General features: G+C 39.2%; 14 protein-coding genes. 10 read left to right on the top strand and 4 right to left on the bottom strand.

All coding sequences use genetic code 11. The features are described 5' to 3' along the window. Positions 1 to 18 precede the first annotated feature (18 nt). The 7 genes from ACQY73_RS06285 to ACQY73_RS06315 are packed head-to-tail and all read left to right on the top strand — an operon-like array spanning position 19 to position 9,491. Positions 19 to 393: a hypothetical protein gene (locus ACQY73_RS06285; protein ID WP_428662986.1), complete on the top strand. Its 375-nt coding sequence runs from the start codon at positions 19 to 21 to the stop codon at positions 391 to 393. 15 nt (positions 394 to 408) lie between these two features. Then, complete coding sequence (locus ACQY73_RS06290) at positions 409 to 1,863, top strand: tubulin-like doman-containing protein (protein WP_428662988.1); 1,455 nt, start codon at positions 409 to 411, stop codon at positions 1,861 to 1,863. Positions 1,864 to 1,878: 15 nt separating this feature from the next. Further along, entirely contained in the window at positions 1,879 to 5,382 is a 3,504-nt protein-coding gene (locus ACQY73_RS06295) for a hypothetical protein (protein WP_428662991.1), read from the top strand. Between the two features lie 19 nt (positions 5,383 to 5,401). Continuing rightward, positions 5,402 to 6,598, top strand: a complete 1,197-nt coding sequence (locus tag ACQY73_RS06300) for a hypothetical protein (RefSeq protein ID WP_428662993.1) — start codon at positions 5,402 to 5,404, stop codon at positions 6,596 to 6,598. Between the two features lie 37 nt (positions 6,599 to 6,635). Next, complete coding sequence (locus ACQY73_RS06305; RefSeq protein WP_428662996.1) at positions 6,636 to 8,027, top strand: hypothetical protein; 1,392 nt, start codon at positions 6,636 to 6,638, stop codon at positions 8,025 to 8,027. 5 nt (positions 8,028 to 8,032) lie between these two features. Beyond that, positions 8,033 to 8,371: a hypothetical protein gene (locus ACQY73_RS06310; RefSeq protein WP_428662998.1), complete on the top strand. Its 339-nt coding sequence runs from the start codon at positions 8,033 to 8,035 to the stop codon at positions 8,369 to 8,371. A 37-nt stretch (positions 8,372 to 8,408) separates the two neighbouring features. After that, the gene (locus ACQY73_RS06315) at positions 8,409 to 9,491 is read left to right on the top strand and encodes a S1 family peptidase (protein ID WP_428663001.1); all 1,083 of its coding nucleotides are present in this window, start codon (positions 8,409 to 8,411) and stop codon (positions 9,489 to 9,491) included. 87 nt (positions 9,492 to 9,578) lie between these two features. Here the strand turns inward: ACQY73_RS06315 and ACQY73_RS06320 are convergent, their stop codons facing one another. Beyond that, positions 9,579 to 11,408: a Kelch repeat-containing protein gene (locus tag ACQY73_RS06320; RefSeq protein ID WP_428663004.1), complete on the bottom strand. Its 1,830-nt coding sequence runs from the start codon at positions 11,406 to 11,408 to the stop codon at positions 9,579 to 9,581. A gap of 310 nt (positions 11,409 to 11,718) precedes the next feature. Here ACQY73_RS06320 and ACQY73_RS06325 point away from each other — a divergent pair, with 310 nt between their 5' ends. Beyond that, entirely contained in the window at positions 11,719 to 12,789 is a 1,071-nt protein-coding gene (locus ACQY73_RS06325) for a type I restriction endonuclease (protein ID WP_428663007.1), read from the top strand. A 473-nt stretch (positions 12,790 to 13,262) separates the two neighbouring features. Here ACQY73_RS06325 and ACQY73_RS06330 read toward each other — a convergent pair whose 3' ends face one another. The 3 genes from ACQY73_RS06330 to ACQY73_RS06340 all read right to left on the bottom strand — a co-directional run bounded on the left by ACQY73_RS06330 (position 13,263) and on the right by ACQY73_RS06340 (position 15,517). Next, positions 13,263 to 13,412 carry a hypothetical protein gene (locus ACQY73_RS06330; protein WP_428663010.1) on the bottom strand — a complete coding sequence of 50 codons (150 nt, stop codon included), beginning with the start codon at positions 13,410 to 13,412 and terminating at the stop codon, positions 13,263 to 13,265. A gap of 314 nt (positions 13,413 to 13,726) precedes the next feature. Next, entirely contained in the window at positions 13,727 to 14,413 is a 687-nt protein-coding gene (locus ACQY73_RS06335; RefSeq protein WP_428663012.1) for a hypothetical protein, read from the bottom strand. A gap of 60 nt (positions 14,414 to 14,473) precedes the next feature. Next, positions 14,474 to 15,517, bottom strand: a complete 1,044-nt coding sequence (locus tag ACQY73_RS06340) for a hypothetical protein (protein ID WP_428663015.1) — start codon at positions 15,515 to 15,517, stop codon at positions 14,474 to 14,476. A 296-nt stretch (positions 15,518 to 15,813) separates the two neighbouring features. Between ACQY73_RS06340 and ACQY73_RS06345 the strand changes: the two genes are divergently transcribed. Both ACQY73_RS06345 and ACQY73_RS06350 read left to right on the top strand, forming a co-directional pair. Further along, a complete protein-coding gene (locus tag ACQY73_RS06345) occupies positions 15,814 to 17,373 on the top strand; it encodes a toll/interleukin-1 receptor domain-containing protein (RefSeq protein WP_428663018.1) in 1,560 nt (519 codons plus the stop codon). Beyond that, positions 17,370 to 19,952, top strand: coding sequence for a hypothetical protein (locus ACQY73_RS06350; protein WP_428663021.1), 2,583 nt, complete (start codon positions 17,370 to 17,372; stop codon positions 19,950 to 19,952). Before ACQY73_RS06345 ends, ACQY73_RS06350 begins: the two co-directional genes overlap by 4 nt. Positions 19,953 to 20,027: the final 75 nt, after the last annotated feature.

Genomic DNA, 20,027 nt, shown 5'->3' on the forward strand with positions numbered 1-20,027 from the left:
CCTTTTCTTAGACCTATTATGGAAATTATTTATGAGTGGATTCTTGGCGAAGACGAAGACGCAGACACTTACCGTGAGCTCGTATTTCAACCGGTATTTCTTATTACTATAGGCGTTTGTCTGGTATTAGCGTTGGTATTTTATGTCGGTCTTGGACGTTGGAAGCCCGTATTCCACAAAACAATTCATTGGGTCATCATGTTGCTGATTGCCTTTGTCTTTGCGTTTGTCTTTGCCATCAATCAAGCCTTGGATGCTACCGAAGCCGATGAGTACGACAACTATATGTACAGTTTTGGAGCTGTTAATGTTGGTTATACTTTTATTCTGTTTTGTCTGTTTTCTTTACTGTTCAAGCGTTTCTCCATTCACGCCAAATACACTCCTTTCTAACTCCTTTATTTGACCATGCGCGTTTTTGTTTTTGGAATTGGCGGTACGGGTGCCCGCGTACTGCGTTCGCTGACGATGATTCTGGCGGCGGGAGCTAAACTGAATCCCAACGTAGAAATCATCCCCATCATTATTGACGTGGACCTGTCCAATGCCGACACTGCCCGAACAGTAACAGCTTTGGAATTATATAAGAAAATTCGAGCAAAAGCGTATCGAGACGAACCCAATGAGCGAAAGGAGTTTTTCGGCCCTAAATTAAGTACCCTTGGCGGGCAGGCGGTACAAAACGGACAGGAGCAGACACGAGTCAAAGACTCATTTTTAATGACTTTTAAAGGAATCAATACCACTTTTGAACGGTATTTGAAAGTCAATGAAATGGACAAAGACAATGAAGAGTTCCTGAATTTATTGTATGATAACTCAGATGATCCTAACCATACCGAACTTAAACTTGAACTTTCAAAAGGGTTCAAGGGAAATCCTAATATTGGTTCGGTGATATTCAATGACTTAGAAAACACCGATGAATACAGGTACTTTGAGCAGGCTTTCAACGACTCCAACGATCGCATTTTTATCATCAGTTCTATTTTTGGTGGTACGGGCTCGTCCGGGTTTCCGCAACTGATTAAACTCTTACAAAAAAGCCGCAACAATAACCTGCGCAATGCTAAAAAAGGTGCTGTGGTGGTGATGCCTTATTTTGCCGTTAAAAAGGATGAAAAAAGCGCCATTGATTCACTGCGCTTCAATTCCAAAACCAAAGCGGCACTGAGTTATTATGAAGAAGCTATTGATCTGGATGCCTTTTATTATCTCTCTGATAAAGCCAAGGAGCCTTACGAAAACAAAGAAGGCGGTGAAGACCAAAAAAACAACGCCCACATGGTAGAGCTTTTGGCAGCGATGGGTATTGTTCATTTTTCCAATACAGGCAGTTTTGGTAACGAAAAATACCATGAGTTCGGAGTACAGCGAGAAGATGACAAACTGGAATTTGCCCACTTCTACGACGATTCCCGCACCAAAGTTTTAAACCCAATGGTACGTCTAAGCTATGCTACTAAGCTCCTCATGGATTTTATTCCAACCCAAACCAACGAGGCGTTTGCCAAAGGCCTTTCTTTAGCTTCGCAGCTAACCGGTAACGATTTTTATATGCAAATGAATGCCTTTTTCAAAGACCATTATCAGCAATGGCTTAATGAATTGGCAGCCAACAAAAGAGGAGGTTATTTTTTTGAGTTTGAAAAAGATTTTAATACTTTTTTCAGAGGTAAAAAAATAGAAACGGGTTTCTTTAAAAAAGGCATTAGTGAAAAATTCCTCATTCAACATTTGAATAAAACGCAGGATGACCTTTCAAAAAAAATCCCCACTAACGAAGAGCGTTTTATGCAAATGTTGATCGCTGTAAGCGACGAATGCATCAAAGAATTAGGCGATATTCCTTCCACCCTCTAAAGAAGTGTAATCACAATGGCATACGTATTTAGAAATTATAAGGGCGGCACCAGCCCCGACAGTATCAAATGCTGGACAGGAACGAGCGTTAAACTGGATCGGACGCGCATTGCCACCATCCCGGACTCCTTAGAAGGCGACATTGCCAAGGCAGGTTCTTCGGTACCTTCGCCTTTTGCCCGAATGTATTTGTTTGATACGGCATTTAAAATGGTAGCTAATCCACCTGAGGAAGCGCGGGGCAAAATTACCATGTATCACGAGTTGGTTTCTCATTGCCTGGACTTGTTACAGTTGTTGTTTCAGGCAGGTCAAAGTAGAGATATAACATTTCGAATATGGGATAAAAATGAGCAGTTAAGAAAACTGGAAGAGGATAAGCCCAATGATCACCCCCATCGTGTCTGGGCTAAAGCCTTGTCTTTAGAATTGGAAGGTCCCTTTCAAGGCATCAGCCAATTTACGTTGATTTACTACAAAGACATACTGATTGGGGGGACTTCGCCACTCACATTGGTATTTACTTCTCCCAACCTTATTCGAGGGTTGTATAATAAACGCGAAGAGCCAAAAAGCCCGACAGGGCAGCCTTATTTTAACGCGTATATTCCTTTGGCTGAGCGCGACCCTGCTTTTATCTCATATTTGTACCATTATTATCAGGAATATAAAAGATACCTGTCGGCCGATATGGTTGAATTTTTCAAGGGGGCTTTTCAGGGGCCGGCAGAGAAAAGCGTGGATAAAACCAAGAGCATGGACAGCTATGAATTAATCTATGCCAAATCAAGCTATCCGCTGGAAGCCGCGCCAAGATTGCCGCTTTACAAGGTAAGACCGGATGGCGTTCAAATTGATATTGAAAAAAACAGCGATTTTGTAATGGAAACCACCCAAAAACATTACAAGATTGAAAACAAAGACGGGCAGTCGATACCGGTACGCGAGCCATTGGCCCTTATTTCAGAGATGAATGAGCCCGGGGTCTATACGCCCAACAGCCGATGGAACCCTCGAACCAAAATTCGTCCTTCGGAACTGAACGATTTGGCTGAAGGCGGGCTGTTATCAGATCGTTTTCTTCCGGGTGTAGATCACGTGCAGTATCCGTTTGTGACCGTAAGCGACTTTCTGGAAGATAAATTGGTGAAACTGCCTTTTACAGTCAACGGTGAGAAGTTTTTTACGGGTTTCAAGGGTGACATTGATTTTCTGCTGCCCATTCGGAAAGAGTACTTTAACTTTTTTGGGATTGATGACCTAAAGCGACATTTCTCCATGCGCATTGATCCACGCCGCGAAGGAAAATTTTTGGTGGCTGAACTTCAGATACCCCTCAAAAACCGACGAACATTATTATTTTCAAAAGAATATGAAATCGGCGATGTCCACGGTCAGGATCTGCCGGAAAGTACTATCATCAGCAATTTTCAAGGCAACATGGCTTTTTTTCCTTTCTACCAAATCCGAAGTCAGGATACAAAGCTGATGCAATTAAATGAATATACCGTGTTGGTAGCCGACCGTACTTCAGATGGTTACGATTTCAGCCCTGCCCAAACTGTCAAATTTTACCAATATGAGCAAATAAACAGCCGTAAACCCATCAGCGTTGAAGTGCCCAAGGCACGTACCTCCAAAGGTGCGCTTCCTGCTTCTTACCATTATAAAGTTAATAGTCTTTTTGATCTCATTGAGTTTAGATTGAGCCGCAGCGGGCTGACGTATCGCGGGCTGATTGTGCCGGAATTTAAAAAAATAGGTGATAACGCCTATAAAAAGTTTACCTTCTCGATTGACTTCGGTACTTCAAATACCCATATCGCTTATACCTCAGACATTGATTCCAAAGAGCCTCTTCCCTTTACTATTACGGAGGAGGATATGCAGATGATAATGCTTAATAAACCCGGAGAAGGAGAGGGTTATGAACAGCGTTATAATTTGGGTTTTGGTAACTTACCTCAGTTCAACACATTGGTCAGGAGGGAGTTTATTCCGGCGCTGTTTGGCAAAGAGAAGGGAACCGAATCGCCTTTTGCGTTTCCGCTCCGAACGGCTGTATGTGAAAAAACCGGGTTTATAGACGCGGGGGACAATAATATCTTTACGAATCTCAATGCAGGTTTTAACATAGATTTAGAAAGCGGTGATGTATCGGGCGTCAATAATTACATCACCAATCTCAAATGGATGCTTGAAGATGCTCAAGCAGTTAAAGATCCCAAAAGCGCGGCTCGGGTGAGTGTTTTCTTTGAATCATTGTTGTTAATGATTCGAAACAAAGTAATTCTGAATCAAGGTAAAATAAGCGATTTGACCATTAACTGGTCAGCACCGTTGAGTATGCGGTTAAGCAATCAGGAACGATTGATTGAAGAGTGGGAAAAAGCAGTGAAACGCGTATTCAAAACTACAAATGTATTTGTGTCTGAACCCATTGAAGAATCTTTAGCTCCTTATTTTTATTTGGTGGAAAAAGGCATCCGTAGCTTTGCCGATGTAGCAAATGTAGATATTGGAGGAGGTACAACCGATGTGATGTTGTTTATGAACAGCCGAAAAAAATACCTGAATACCTCATTTCGATTTGCCGGCAACGATATATGGGGAGATGGAGTTCGGAACAACCGAAAAGACAATGGCTTTATTCAAAATTTTGACTACTACCGCCTTAAAATTACTAAAGTTCCCCACCCTGCCGATGCTATTTATAGCGCATTTAAAGCAAAAAAAGAACTTACTTCAGAGGACGTCATCAGCCTGTTATTTAAATACAACGAGCATTTTAGGTTTACTAACTCTATCAACGATGGCCTGCCCGAGTTGAAAGTGATTCTTTACATTCATTACGGGGCCATTATTTATCATCTTACTCAATTGCTGGAGAAAAATGATTTGCCTATCCCTCGTTATTTATCTTTTACCGGGCGAGGCAGCCAATACCTCAATATGCTTTGTACCCGCCCCCGGCTTACTGTTTTTACAAAATACCTGTTCAAGGCATTTACGGAGCGTCCCATTCCGAACGACTTCAAAGTAGAACTGGAAGACAATCCCAAAGAAGTAACTGCAAACGGATCTGTGTTGTATCAAAACAAACCCGACAACGACCAACGTAAACAGGATTTCAAAAATCGCGTTTCAGACTGCCATTGGGGAACTATCGCTGATTTTGAGCCTAACATTACCCACAAACGAACCCTTATACAGGATGTAGTAAACCAACAGGATTTACATAATGCCGTGTTATTAAACGTCAAACAATTTATTGAAAAGATGTTTAATGACCCGGACATCATAGGATTTTTGAGCGATTATAATATACGTGACTTAAAACCTTACGAAGAGTTTTTGATTGGAAGTGATGTGACCCAAAACGGCATTTTAAACGATAGTTTCAACGAAATGCTCGAACAGATGCGCAATTCACCCAAAGATCAGGTAATAGAAACTTTCTTCTTTTATCCTCTCAAAGATGCCCTGTATGAGTTGTCTAAAAAAATCGTCAACGGTTAACTATTTCTCCCTACCTATCATGAAAAACTGGAAAGTTTTGGTTGTTTTTGGAAGTGTTTGGCTGTTAGGCCACGCAGGCTTTGCCCAAAAGGAGGCCCTAAAAAAGGCTAAATATGAGGTTCTGAAAAGGTGTTTGGAATATTTGGCGCGTGATTCGCCAAATGATCCCCAAAAAATATCTCCGGTATGCGACGATTGCACCACAGTGAAGCAATGCAATAATTATGCTGAAAATATAAAAAAAGGAGAAGAATTTGTAGATTTTGCTAACCCCGATAAAGACCCTAACCTTACAATTACTGATTATAAAAAACTGCTCATTGATAAATTAATAAAGAATAAGCCTAACAGGGCCGAGGAAGCAGTATTCAAGGATTTAAAGGCCACCATTGATGCTATTGTCGTTACTGACCCTACCCCTACTACTTCAACAGAGGTTTCAACTGGCAAGGAAGTAGTTACAACATCGCCCCCCCCCAACAGTGTAGCTTTGGATAGTGCTCAAGTGGCAAAAATTGTCAAAGATGTAGTGAAGTCCGAGCGTTCGTTAACTGACTATTTACCCTATTTGTTGTCCCTTCTCAATTTATGTTTAGTTGGCTATCTTTTGTATAAATCATCCAAAAGACAAAGTAGAAATGCGGGTGGACTTGAGAGGGACTTACATAAGCGGATTAATACTGCTGAAGAGGATATAAATAGTATCTCTCTTAAGGCACAGTCTCTTATGGATAGAGTATATAAATCAGAGTCTAACATCGAAAATTTGAGGAGACAGGTATATAACCGGAATAATGATGGAGACAAATTAAGGGAAGAAAGGGAACTTACAACTCCGGTGCAATCGGGAGGAGGGTTTTATGTGCATCCTGATCCAAACCCAGCCCCAGGAGTGCGTGAACCTGAAAAGTGCAAATATGCCCTTTACGCGGATACGGGAGATGGGTTCAGCGTTTCAAGTTTGTCCAATCAAATGAGTTCTGATAGCCTGTTTGAAATCAGAATCACTTCACCTACTTCGGCAAAACTTTCAGTCACTCAAAATGAAAGTGCCCAAAAAATGGCTTTCTCCGATCCTTATCAATACTTACGTACCACCTGCACTTATAGTGGAGATCCCGGTGGGCGCATTCGAACAAATACGCCCGGGGAATTGGAGTTGGTTGGGAATAAATGGCGAATTTTAACAAAAGCCGAAATAAGTTTTTATAGGTAGGGAATAATTTTTTGAGGGATAAAGTCGGCTCAGTACCATGGAAATAGAACATTTCAGACAAATCCTGCGTGATTTTTTGCTTGATACCGACGGAAATACGAGCGAGTTAGCTCTGTTCAACAGCGGTATTTTAAAGCAGGCAAGCGATTTGGGAATGGAGGAAGCTCTGCTTAGAAGACATATTGCTCTCATCAGTCGCGATATTCGCTGGAATCGGTTTGATGAGATAAAAGAGGAAATCAAAGATTTGGCGGTACGCCGTCGAAAGCTACTGACCGAGGCCGATAAGGAAGAAATTATCAGGAATGCTGCCCAAATTGACATTCGAAGAGAATATGTGCTTGAAAAACTTATTCCGCAGGTATTGGGCAAGGTTCCTATTATTGAGATTTTAAACAATACAGAATCGGAGAAAACATACACTTTTTTGAGAAAGAAATTAGATGAAAAAGGATATGTTAAAAGTGAAGAGGTAACGGCACTTTTCGAATTATTGGCCAATGAAAACAATGAATCTCACATAATTGGTGCTGTTGAAACGTTTTTGGATGACCATAAACTGACAAGTACTTCTCCGAAAACAGGAACAACTGCCCGAACTCGGTTGACTTCTGCTGACTGGAGAGTCGTTGAAGCCGTAAAAGAAGAAAAGATCGACGAAACCAAAAAGACAGTTGCTGAGGAAAAAAAGAATGATATAGTTCCGGTGCCTGACGAAAATGAGGCATTGCCTGAGGCTTCCGTCATAATCCAAAAAGCCGTTATTAATTATTTCAAAAGTACCTCCACTGAAATAATGCTCAACGAAAAGGTAGATATATCGTGGGAAGTAAGCAATGCCACAGTAGTACACATTTCCGGAATTGGCAACAACCTGCCTCCCCGGGGAAAGCGCTCCATTACACCTCCTCACTCCACCGACTACGTACTTAAAGTGCCGCCGGATACTTCGGTATCGGCAACGCTTTCTGTAACGGTTAAGGAATTTAAAGCGGGTTTTTCATTTGAGAAAATGGTTTTATGGGTTGTGATTGCAGCTATTTTGGGAAGCGGCTACGTGATTTACGATGATTATCAAAGTAAAAATCAGTCTAAATTGCCGGCCTACTTAAAGACCGAAAACGGTATTTCAGATATTACCTGCAACGAATATGCCGATTTAGATACAAATACCCAAAAATGGGGTGAATGGAAGCCTTACGATGGCGGTATTCGTTTTTTTATCAATGCCCGGTCTATCCGGATCGTTACACCCAAAGAAACCGATGTCCTGACTATTACTTCTACAACCGAAGAGGATTACAGCAGGGCGGTTATCAACTGCAAAAACAAGAAGGGGATCGCTTTTGAGGTGGAGCACGCTTTTGATACTGATATACTTTTGTTTAAGTACGAAAATGAAACAGTGAAATTCAGACCCAAACCTTAAAAACAATGTTTTCAAAATACTTTTTGATGGGCGTCGCAGTGTTGTTTGCGGTCTTAGGATGTAAGAAAACACCCCAAGATGAATACAAACGGATTAAGACGACAGTATTGAAAATTCAGAAAAAAGTCGAAAATGGCAATCTGTCAAGGCAAAAAACGAAAGATTATCTGAAGCAACTGGACAAGTTAGAAGAGGCGGTGGATGAACTGGAAGTAGAGGCAGAAGCCACCATGATGGATATGGGCAAAGAGAAAGCTTTGCTTCAAAAAGGATTTAATTATTTGATGTTGGAAGATGTAAGGCTAAAAATAAAAAACCTTCGCCAACAATTGGATGACCGTTAAAGAAATCGTTGAAAAGAACCCTTAACTGACAATAACAATGAATGGAAGGATTTTTCTCCTTTGCTTATTAGTTTATGTTCCTTTGTTTCAAAGCTGTCGAAAAGAACAAGACCCTAAGAAACTAAAAAATAGCGTAGTGCTGATTCGTACCCAATTTGTTTTTAAGGTTGCGTTTAGTAAAGATTTAGTATTTTATTTTAATGAACTGGACGACGCTCAAGGAATCAAGGGTGGCTTAGATGGTCTTTTGGGGAAAGACGACGCCTACGCGCGCCCTAATGAGATGTATGGAACCGGCTTTTTTATCGGCAAAGATGGTAAAATTGCGACCAATCGCCACGTAGTGGAAGGGTTGACAAAAACCGCCGTAAGCAACATTATCAATAAATTAAAAATTCAAATGGCGCTGATTGAGGCTCAAATTGCCGGGAAGGAGCAACAGGTATCGGCCCAAATCAGCCGACTTGAGTACGAACAGCAAGCGTATGATTATGATAATTCCGCCGATATTGCCACCCTGCAAGGCCAACTCCTTAAAGTGCAACAAACTAAATCTATTGTTGATGTACTCCGTTCAGCCACAACAGACAGCCACGATATTCAAGTTACTACTGAAATTTTAGACTTGGGAATTGCCATGAACAATACCTATATTAACAAAGCAAGTGATTTTATCGGTTGTGTCTTATTGAAAATAGCGGAAAAAGATGGCGTAGATTTAGCAATTATTCAAACTAAAGATAAAAAATTGCCGGCAGGTATAAAAACGTTCTTTAAAGTGCCTAAAATTGTCAAGCTTAAAGTGAGGGAAGGTGATGAAGTTATGATTATCGGCTACAATCGGGGACTTTCAATCGGTAATACTTCCGAAGGGCTAAAAGTACAACAGTTAGAAGGTAAAATTTCTCAGGTGACGGATGATGTAAAAATGCAATACGATATATCTACTTTACCCGGCTCCAGCGGTTCGCCCGTCTTCAATAAGGCAGGTAGATTGATAGCCGTTAATTTTGCCGGGATAGATGGTTCCCAACTAAAATACGGAATTCATATTAAACACTTAGCAGATTTATTAAAAGACCTCTCTTCAGATAGCGACGATTCGGAGGAGGATGAATAATGTAGAAACGCAGCTTTTTGCAGCCGGATTTGGTTCTTTCTCCATTGATAATACAAATCACCAAGTAATTTTTAACCCATAAGAATTTTACGGATTATACTCCCACCAATCCTTCAAATTGGTAATCGTTCCGCCTTGTACTGTACGCTGTCCACCCAATATGTAAATCTTTTCTCCTAAGGAGAAGACAATACTGCTATGGCGATTGTCAATGGTTGATCCAATCAATTGAGTCCAGGAATTATTGGACATTGAATATTGCCACCACTGCTTTGAATAGGAAGGGTTTGCATTATTTATGAATGCCGACAATCCAAAAAAACCAGCATTGTTGATTGCTACGGCATCAGAAGTTCCGATTGTAACTGCAATAGGTTGTGTTTGGTTGATAACGATGTCAGTTGGTAAGCTTGCCAAATTATTCCACGATGCAGATTGTAAATCAATACGCCAAAGTTCACGGTTGGTTAACAATAAAAATCCGGCTCCCTGTAGTCTGAAACTTCCAATTGGAAGTGCTGTTGTAATGGGAGAATCTCCTACATAACTCCAAGTGTCAGTAGCTGCTGTATATCTGTAAGTAGTTCTATTATAAGAACCAAATAAAGTATTACCCCCTCCTGATGTCCAATTAACCCCCAGAGTAACAATCCCGGTGGTTTGAAAAGAAAATGCACTGGAAGCCGAACGTAACGCTCCCGGATAGTCTTTTTTTTGTGTCCATTGATCCGTTGCAATATCATATTCCCACCAATCACGTAATTGCGATGCCAGCAAATTGGGGACATTTCCTAATCCATAATACAGTTTATCTCCAATAGCAAATCCTACCGCTCCACTTCTGACAGCACCCGGGAATGCTTTCCGACTCTGCCAACTATTGGTCTGGGCAGAAAACTGCCACATTTCATTTGTTTTCTGTCCACCGGCTAATTCTCCTCCAATAACAAAGGCATTTCCCCATAATTCATTTGTAGTGATAACAGTGCTTTCTTTACGCTCGCTAAATGGAAGATTGCCTAAATTATTCCAAGAGCCTGATGCCGGAGTTCGTATGGTGAATGGCGTTCCATAAACTACTTGACATTCCGTTTGAACATATGCGCGACAAGTGTAAGCACGATTTTGCTGTAAAGAAAGTACCTGATAGGTTTGAGCAATGGATTCTGTAGTATTATTAAGGGAGCGATACCCGGTACCAACATTCCCAAATTCATCGGTCCAGGTAATTCCAAAATCTTTTATGAGAAACTTTTTAGGATTTTGGAAATTGACAGTAAACAACGTCCCCCTCGGATTGACAACTGCATTTTTGCCGGATAAGGTAATTGGAAGAGTTGCGGAATATAATGCTTTGAGATTCGCTATGTCATCTGTGGTGAGAGAAGCACCTGAATTTTGCAGAAGTGGAGACATAATACTTGCAGCATCCTGTTGATTTGGGGACATTCCTAAAAACAGCCCTAAGTGATACATTACAGCCTTACGAATGGTGGATTCGGTCCATGCATAATCTCGGTTAAGGGTAAGCGTATTATTATCAAGTACCCCCAATGTATAGTTTTTAAATGAAAATACCCCGGGAGTAGTCGAGTAAGGCAAAGCATCCTGTTCTCTAAATACCACATTTAGGATAATACTCCCGCTGCTGCGTTCAATAAACTGTAAATATGTTCCTGCCTGTGCGAAGCTACTAAAACTACTGCGTATCCAGCCATTGATAGCCGAAGCGTTTGGTACACCTGTAGTATTTATAGTATAACTAACTTGGCAACCACTCACCACCGGACGTGTAGATATGGATTGGCTGATGACTAACGCATCTCCTTTATAAATTGGATACTTTTCAACACAGCTTATGAAATAAATTGCGCATACCAGAAGTATGACTATATCTTTTTTATTAAACCAAGTCATAAACTAAAGGAGAAACGCTTGTTATCAGGTAGAGGTCTAAGGATGAATGCAATATACAGTTTTTATGTTGTTTTCCTGATGAGTAGAGAATAGATTTGTTATTAAAATATAAAAAATCACTCAAGTCAATTTGAATAAAACTCAAAGCACACAACTTCATTTGTCACAATTGATTTAGGAATAACCGCTTGATAATTATTTTAGAAGAGTTGCGTAGAAAAATAAGTATATGCCTTTTTGCAGCATAAGTCAGAGTATCATTCGACTTATATATAAATTTGATTATTAACTACTTAAACCCTCTACAACAATGGATTTTAAAGATCAAATCAAACAGCTTTCTGAGCGGGTATTAAAACTGAAAAATAATATTCATACTGAAGAAGCTACCAAAAACGCATTTATAATGCCATTCATTCAAAGTCTGGGCTATGATGTATTCAATCCATTGGAAGTTGTCCCGGAATTTATTTGTGACATTGGTATTAAAAAAGGTGAAAAAATTGATTATGCCATATTTCGTGATGATACACCCATTATATTAATTGAATGTAAGCATTGGAAGCAAAAACTTGACATTCATGATGGACAGTTACTCCGATATTTTCATGTATCAAAAGCAAAATTCGCTCTTCTTACGAATGGTATTATCTACCGTTTTTATACTGATTTGATTGAGCCTAATAAAATGGACGAGAAACCCTTTTTAGACTTTAATATTGAAGATATAAAAGATGGACAAATAGAACGCCTGAAAGAGTTTCACAAAACGTATTTTAATCCCGAAAGCGTATTTCAATCTGCGAGTGAGTTAAAATATACAAATGAGTTACGCCATCTAATTCAAGGAGAGTTTCAAGAACCCAAGGACGATTTTGTCAAGTATTTTGTGAAGCAGGTTTATACCTCTGCCGTAACCGCCAAAACATTGGAATATTTCAGACCTTTGGTAAAACGCACTTTAAATAATTACATAAGTGATAGCATCAGCGACCGATTAAAATCTGCTATTACAATCGAGGAGCAGGTCCAGCGAGAAGATGTTATTGAAGAAGTCGTTGTTGCACCAATAGCTACCTCTGCCGGTAAGGAGGTTGAAACGACTGCCGAAGAACTGGAAGCATTCTACATTGTTCGTTCCATTTTAAGGCCGGTTATTGAATCCAAAAGGATTGTTCACAGGGATGCTTTATCTTATTTCGCTATTTTTTTGGATGACAATAACAGAAAACCCATTTGCAGATTATACCTGAATAGCGGCAAAAAATACATTGGTACGTTTGACACTGAAAAGAAAGAGGCTAAATCAGAAATTGCTACCATAGATGACATCTATAGCTTTTCAGAGCAGTTAATTAAGGGAGTTAATTATTATCAATAGATCGAGAATAATAATTGCGGCTTCAATACACATCAAAAAGAGCTTACATTTTTTTTGTAAGCTCTTTTTGATTCAAATTTCTTGATTTTTCCCAAGCCTTAGACACTTTTTCGGGAGAAGGTCACCTTTCTCTATTCTCCGAAAGCTTTTTCTTTTTAAGTGCTTTTTATACCGACTGGTGAAATTGTCAAGGGCGGCGACGAACGATCGGCTCACCGAAGTGGCCGTTTAAATTACCCTTGAAAGCGAAGACCAAAGGCATATCTTTGTATTTGAAAGAAAAAGCGGGAGTGGTCGTCTGGACCATGTCAGATAAATCAATACTATAAACAATTAAGGATACCTAAATAGCACCCAACGTGGGCTTTGACCCGGCATTGGCCTTCCACCTAAGTTATTATGCAGAATATTGGCATTGATATCCCTTAGCTTTATTTTTCTTTGGTGGGGATAATCATTAATACCAATTTTATTTAACCCATCTGGACTGTATTGGTCAGTTCTTTTGTCTGCTGAAGCTTTTCAATAAACGTGTCCGTGATGTCGAAAATATCCGCATCGCTTTTCCAAATCTCCGAGATGTTTTGAAAATACCGAAGATTTTTGCGAACGGCGGCATACATTAATTAGTCAAAGTGGCTTTAGAAAATAGTAATTTAAATATTTAACATGGCAAGGATATAGATATTATTGAGTTGCAACCCTTAAAATATTCGAACCGAGTAGGGCAAACCAAGAACCTATAATAGTTTTACCAGTCAGTAACAATTTGCTCATTAAATAGATTTCCCACAACCTACGACTTGTTTTTCGATAATGGATTTTTATGTGTCCCTTTATGTTTGTGTACCGGCCATCCAAGTTGCTAAGCAAGGCATAGGAACGATAAAAACTGTTGCAATACTTCATTCACCCATCCGATACAACCTAATTTGGTTTAATTGTTTTTTTCCAACGATTTCCGTGTCAGGTATTGCATTAACTCTGTTGCCTTTGCCAAGGCCGGGCTTGCCATTGGATCATTGAATAAAACATTGATTGGTCCTTCGCCAAAATAAAGTCCGTCCGCAACAAGAAATGAAATTCTTACATTACCCTTAGCCGGATTTGGCCTCCGTGGTTTGTCCCAAGGGCCAATTTGATTTACTATATGCTGACTACAGGTAAATAAGTCGTTGGTTATTTTGTTTGCCGCTTCGTCATGGGTTGTTTCCCAAACTATTATTCTTTCCGTATGGTTTATGTATCGTGCTGTTCCGTTATTGAAAGAAGCTAAAACATCAAGCCCTTCATCAAGGGCAACTTCTATAATTACTCCAAGAAGTTCTTTCTTCGTTGGACTGTGACCGAGCGCTATTTGTTTATTATAGGCAAGAATTTTAACTCTGGGGTCTGAGCCTTCGTCTTCAATAATTTTTTGCAGGTCTTTTACTGAAACTGTTTCAGAAAATAAAAGATCAAACGGGTAAATATGGGGCTGTTGCTTTTCCTCCTTATATAGGTCAGGATTGTCACAAAAAAGTAAATTGTAAGTAAAATTTACTGAACGGTCCCTGTAAGGATTGATTGCTGTTTGAGCCCGTGCTTGGGAAGGTGTTTTTTTAAAAAAATTAAATAGTTTCATAGAGGTCAATATTTAAAGGTTTATCTAAGGTTCCGAGATTTGTGAGAAGGGCAAAAAATATTAAAGCCAACTAGATTTTTTTTTCTTCTTAACCGAACTCAAGTAATCATCAATAAGCTGCTTTATGTCTTCATCCTTAAGTGCAATTTGTACATTCAATGTTCGGAGGTAGACCGGTAGTTGTTCGAGACGATTTTTATCTTGTGTATAAATCAGAGGGGTCAGTCCAAGACCGTGTGCATAACCGACTTCATACATTACATTATCTTTGAGAACCGTTATATCAGCAATAACAGCTAAAGACGAGCGTATTGCCTCTGCAAAATTCGTATATATCGATTCGCTGCCCGGGAGCAGATCCAAACGAACGGGAATCATGTGCTTTGCAACCCACGGTTCAATGGTTGAAATATACAGTTCATTATGCTTTTCATCATAAGGCAACAGAATGAGACATTTTCCCAACTTTGCTGTTCCAATCAAATCAATAACAGCATTAGCCGCTTTTGCATACTCCTTATTTTTTAGCTCTTTCGATAGCATTTTAAGGCAATTGTCAAATTTATTTGGTTCAAATGCAGCTTTAATACGTTCTCGATAATTCCTAAGCAGTTCTTGCGAGTCACCTCCAAAATCAGGAATAGGCAAAACAGGAATACCTAACTCCAACGCCTGTTCTACTACTACCTCAGTGTGCCTTTTTCCGGAAATTGTCAGTACAAAATCTACACCTGCGACCATTGCCAAGCGACGACCTAATGGGGTTTTTCCCTGCATCACCCGTACAGTAATTCCTTGGCTTTCATCCATTCTCTTCACTCCCTCAACTTCCTGACGTTTGTCAAGGTTAGGCTCGGGAATCCAAGCCTCAAAACATTTTTTTAGTTCTGTATTACTTTCAGCCGCATATCGTTTAGCACCCTCTAATGCAGCTGAATCAGTAGATTTTGCATGAGGCTTTTTGCTCGAATGAAGGAATCCGCCGGTTATGATTATACATCCCGGAATTGTTTTCAGAATTGTATGAGTAAGTTCGGAGGTAAAATGGGGTGACGCACCTTGAAGATCGGTACCCCCGTAGATACATATGCGTAAATTTCTCAATTGATTTAACTATCAGGGTTATGTATAATAAAAGCATAATTGAAGGACTAAATTACCCATTTATTCAGAAAGTAAATCAGACAATATTAGAAATTTCACAGTTCTAACAAGTCTACTTAGTGATTAATTGATTTTTACTTATTATTACTGTCCAGTTTTTGGGGAGCGCTAATAAGATTATTAAAAACAACATCATTTAGGTGAGTTTAATCTATTATTATAAGCTTATTGGTTTAATTTTTCCTTATATTACGCAAGACTATTTCGGTTTATTAAAACTATACCTAAAACCAATCATGGCATATATCCCCGGATATACTTACGATATTTTTATCAGTTATGCTCACCTTGACAATATGAGAATGCCTGGTCAGGAATATGGCTGGATAGAACTTTTTTACCAAAGCCTTAACATTAAACTTGCACAGCGAGTTGGTAAAATGAATGCTGTAAAAATATGGTGGGATACCGAAAAATTAAATGGGACGAAATTATTTGACAAGTCAATCGAAGATGGCATTCAAAATTCCGCCTTGTTTATTAGCCTTATATCTCCCGGGTATCTTCAATCAGAATATTGTAAAAAAGAAATGAATCTTTTTTACACAAAATCATCCGCAGAAAAAACAGGTATTAGTGTGGGGGACACTACAAGAATGATAAAGGTACTGCTTAATAATATACCTCATACTCAATTACCAAATCAGTTTGGAAGGGCGACAGGTTTTCCATTTTATAAATCAGAAGACAAAGATGATCTTGGTGATCCGCTTGATTATACTGACCCTACATTTACACAGCAACTAAAAGACCTTCGGGATTCACTGGTTCATATTTTTGAAATGTTTCCAAGGGAACAAAGTAAAGTGTCATTTATTACAGGGAGTAATTTAGCGGTTGATGATACGCTGCAACCAACCGCTGCCCCTCTGGATAACCCTACCCCGAAAAACGGCCTCACACTTTATTTTGGTGAAGTATCTGATTCACTTCGTACAGCACGTAAAAGAACTATGACTGAATTGGAGAAAATTGGGTTCAGCATTATTACGAATATACCACCGCCGGATGAAGTATCAGCACACGAGCAAAAATTACTACAGATTTTACCCAAGGCTGATTTAGCTATCCACTTGCTCGACCAGTTTCCAGGCCGGGATATTGATGGTACCGACACTTGGTATCCTAAAAAACAAGTTGAACTTTCATTGCAATTATCACCAGCCAAATTATTGTGGGTTCCATCAGATCTTGATGAAAATAATATTGAAGAAGAAAAATACAAAGTCTTTATACAAGAGCTTGAAAAACACAACAAACCCGAAAATAAATTTGAATTTATCCGAGGCAATAAAAATGAGCTCACAAGGCAGATAACGGATTATGCAGAAGCTATAAAACAATACCGTGCAAGAAGAGAAAGCTCAGCAAAAATTTCTGTTTTACTTGATACTCATTTAAGCGATCAACTATATGCATTTACTTTAGGAGAAGCACTATTGAAAAACAATATGCAGCCCTATATCAATCCCGAAGAAGATGATCCAAGGAAAAATATTAACCTCCTTGCTCAGCGCATAAGCCAAGTAAATAAACTGGTTTTTTTATATGGCCAAGTTTCAAAAGAGTGGGTACTTGAACGTATGAGTGCTGCACTTCAATTGATTGTTACCAATAACTATGCAATTGATGATTTCTATGTGTACATGGCTCCCCCCAATAAAATGAATAATGAAATCAAACTTAACCAGCGTTTTTTAAAAGTAAATGTTGTAAATAATAGTGCGAATCCTGATTTGAATGCAGAAATGCTTGATGCATTTATAAAAAAAATTAAAGGAGGAAGTGCAGCATGAATTCAGTAATATCGAAAAATCCATTTGTTGGTCTGCGACCCTTTGAAATTGATGAGAGCCTTCTTTTTTTTGGAAGACAGGAACAAACTATTGAACTGTTACAAAGGTTACATAGGCATCATTTTGTAGGCATAGTAGGAAGCTCAGGCTGTGGCAAATCATCGCTTATCCGTGCCGGGCTTATTCCAAGTTTGAAAGCCGGCTATCTTGTAAATGACAGGGACAAATGGATGACCCCCATTTTTAAACCCGGTGAAGGACCGCTTTATAATTTTGCAAATGCTGTTTTGAGTGAAATGCAAAAAGACAACTCCCCTGCTTCCGTAAAGAGCTTCGTAGATAAAATAGAAAAAGAGGGTGCCGACGCTATCATTGATTTACTGCAACCGGTGTACAATGAAAACCGCATTAATATTTTTATTCTTGTTGATCAGTTTGAAGAATTATTTCGCTTTTCGATTGAATCAAAAGACGCAGCTAAAAAAGATGAGGCCATTGATTTTGTAAATATTTTACTGGAACTGGTTGACAATACGACCGTGCCGATGTATGTTGTTATCACTATGCGTTCTGATTTTATTGGCGACTGCTCACAATTCTTTGGATTGCCTGAAGCTTTAAACAAAAGCCAGTATCTTGTACCACGCCCTACCCGTGAACAACTTAAAAATGCCATTGAAGGCCCTATTCGTTTATATGGAGAAACCATTAATCCTGCACTTACAACGAAATTGCTGAATGATGTACAAACGGTGAAGGATGAATTGCCGTTGCTACAGCATTCTCTTATGCGTATATGGGATCAGGAAATGAAAACCGGCCGCAATGGAGTGTTTGACTTAGACGATTACATCGCCATTGGTGGTATTGAAAAAGCACTCTCTCAACATGCTGATGAAGCATTGGCCGTTTTAAGTGACGAAGAGAAATACATTACAGAATTAATATTTCAGGCGCTTACTTCTACTGATTACGGAGGAAGAAAAATACGAAGGCCTGCCCACCTGAATGAATTGACAAATCTTACAGGTGCAGACTCTGAAGCAATATATAAAATCATTAATCACTTTAATGATGACAAACGATGCTTTCTTGTTATAAACAAGTCAATTGACGCAGAAAATCCATTAATTGATATATCGCACGAAAGCCTGATACGCCAATGGGAAACACTGGTTGAATGGGTGGATAAAGAAACAGAATCAGCCAAAAACTACCGGCGCCTGAGCGAAGCAGCAACATTAAATAAAGAAGGAAAAAAAGATTTAATAAGCGGCGCGGAATTGCAGGTAGCGGTGAACTGGCAAAAAAAACAAAACCCAAACGCAGCATGGGCAGCCAGGTATAATAACAGTTATGAAGAAACACTTTTATTTTTAGAAAAAAGTAAACAACAGGCAAGGGAAGAACGAAATAAAAAGCGTATAAGAAAATTTATTTATGGCTTTGCTGCTTTATTATTGTTTGCAGTGTCAGTAGTATCCTTCTGGTTTCGAGCTCAGACAAAAGCAGCACAGGAAAGTGAGAAAGAGGCATTACGGCAAAGCTATGAAGCAAATAGACAAAAAAAAATAGCAAATTATGAAAGACAAGTATCTGACAGCCTCAGAATGGAAGCAAATAGAAAAACAAAATTGGCAGAAAAGGCAGGAAAAATGTCTGAAATGAGTAGAATAGAGGCATTAAAGCAAAAGGAATTGGCAGAGAATGCAAGACAAATGTCTGAAATGAACAGAATAGAGGCATTAGAAGCAAAGACAAAGGCAGATAGGGCATACAGCGAAGCACGAAAGCAAGAAAGAAAAGCCCTGGCAAAGGCAGATAGCATAAGAAATCTATTAGATGCTATCACTTCGCAGGAATATTATGCCACAGCTGATAGCATAGCCAAAGCGAAAGCAAAAGCGCTTACCGAAAAAGCGTTAAAAAATATCAATACTGTAATCAGTCAAACATCTGACACTGCAAGTATCGACAAACTTAAATCTATCACTAATGAGTTAGAAGCAAATATTAATCCTGAAAAAAATAACGACAAGTTAATTCATTCAGTTACTACACAACAAGTACAGCAGGTAATGCCGAAAGCTTCCGCTAAAAATGTAACCCAGTTTGTGGAAGCTTTTAATAAAGTGATGGACATATACGAAATAAATACCACTAACAGAATAGCTGCATTTCTTGCACAGGTTGCCTATGAAACCGGAGAGCTTTATTATTTAGAAGAAGTGGGTGCTAATGCCGGTTCTGCATACGAAGGAAGACTGGATCTGGGCAATACACAACCCGGCGATGGTATAAAATATAACGGTCGTGGCTTATTTATGCTTGTAGGCAGAAGCAATTATTCTACTTTCTCAAATCCACCGAAATATGATCTTGTAAATCATCCTGAATTGTTACGCACTGTTGATGTGGCTACTGATGTGGCCTGCAGGTATTGGCAAGATAGAAAATTGAACAAACTGGCTGATAAAGAGGATTTGCCTTCTATCACAAAAAAAATACGTGGTGGAACAAATGGACTGCAAGCACGAAGTAATTATTATTTTAAAGCAAAACAGGTGTTTGGCAAGTAAAAATTTCACTTATGTTGGTCTTACTAATGAACGTTATTAGTGATTATGCAGAAAATCAGTCGTTTTTAACCTGAC

The sequence above is a fragment of the Runella sp. genome (assembly GCF_965279615.1).
Lineage (GTDB): Bacteria > Bacteroidota > Bacteroidia > Cytophagales > Spirosomataceae > Runella.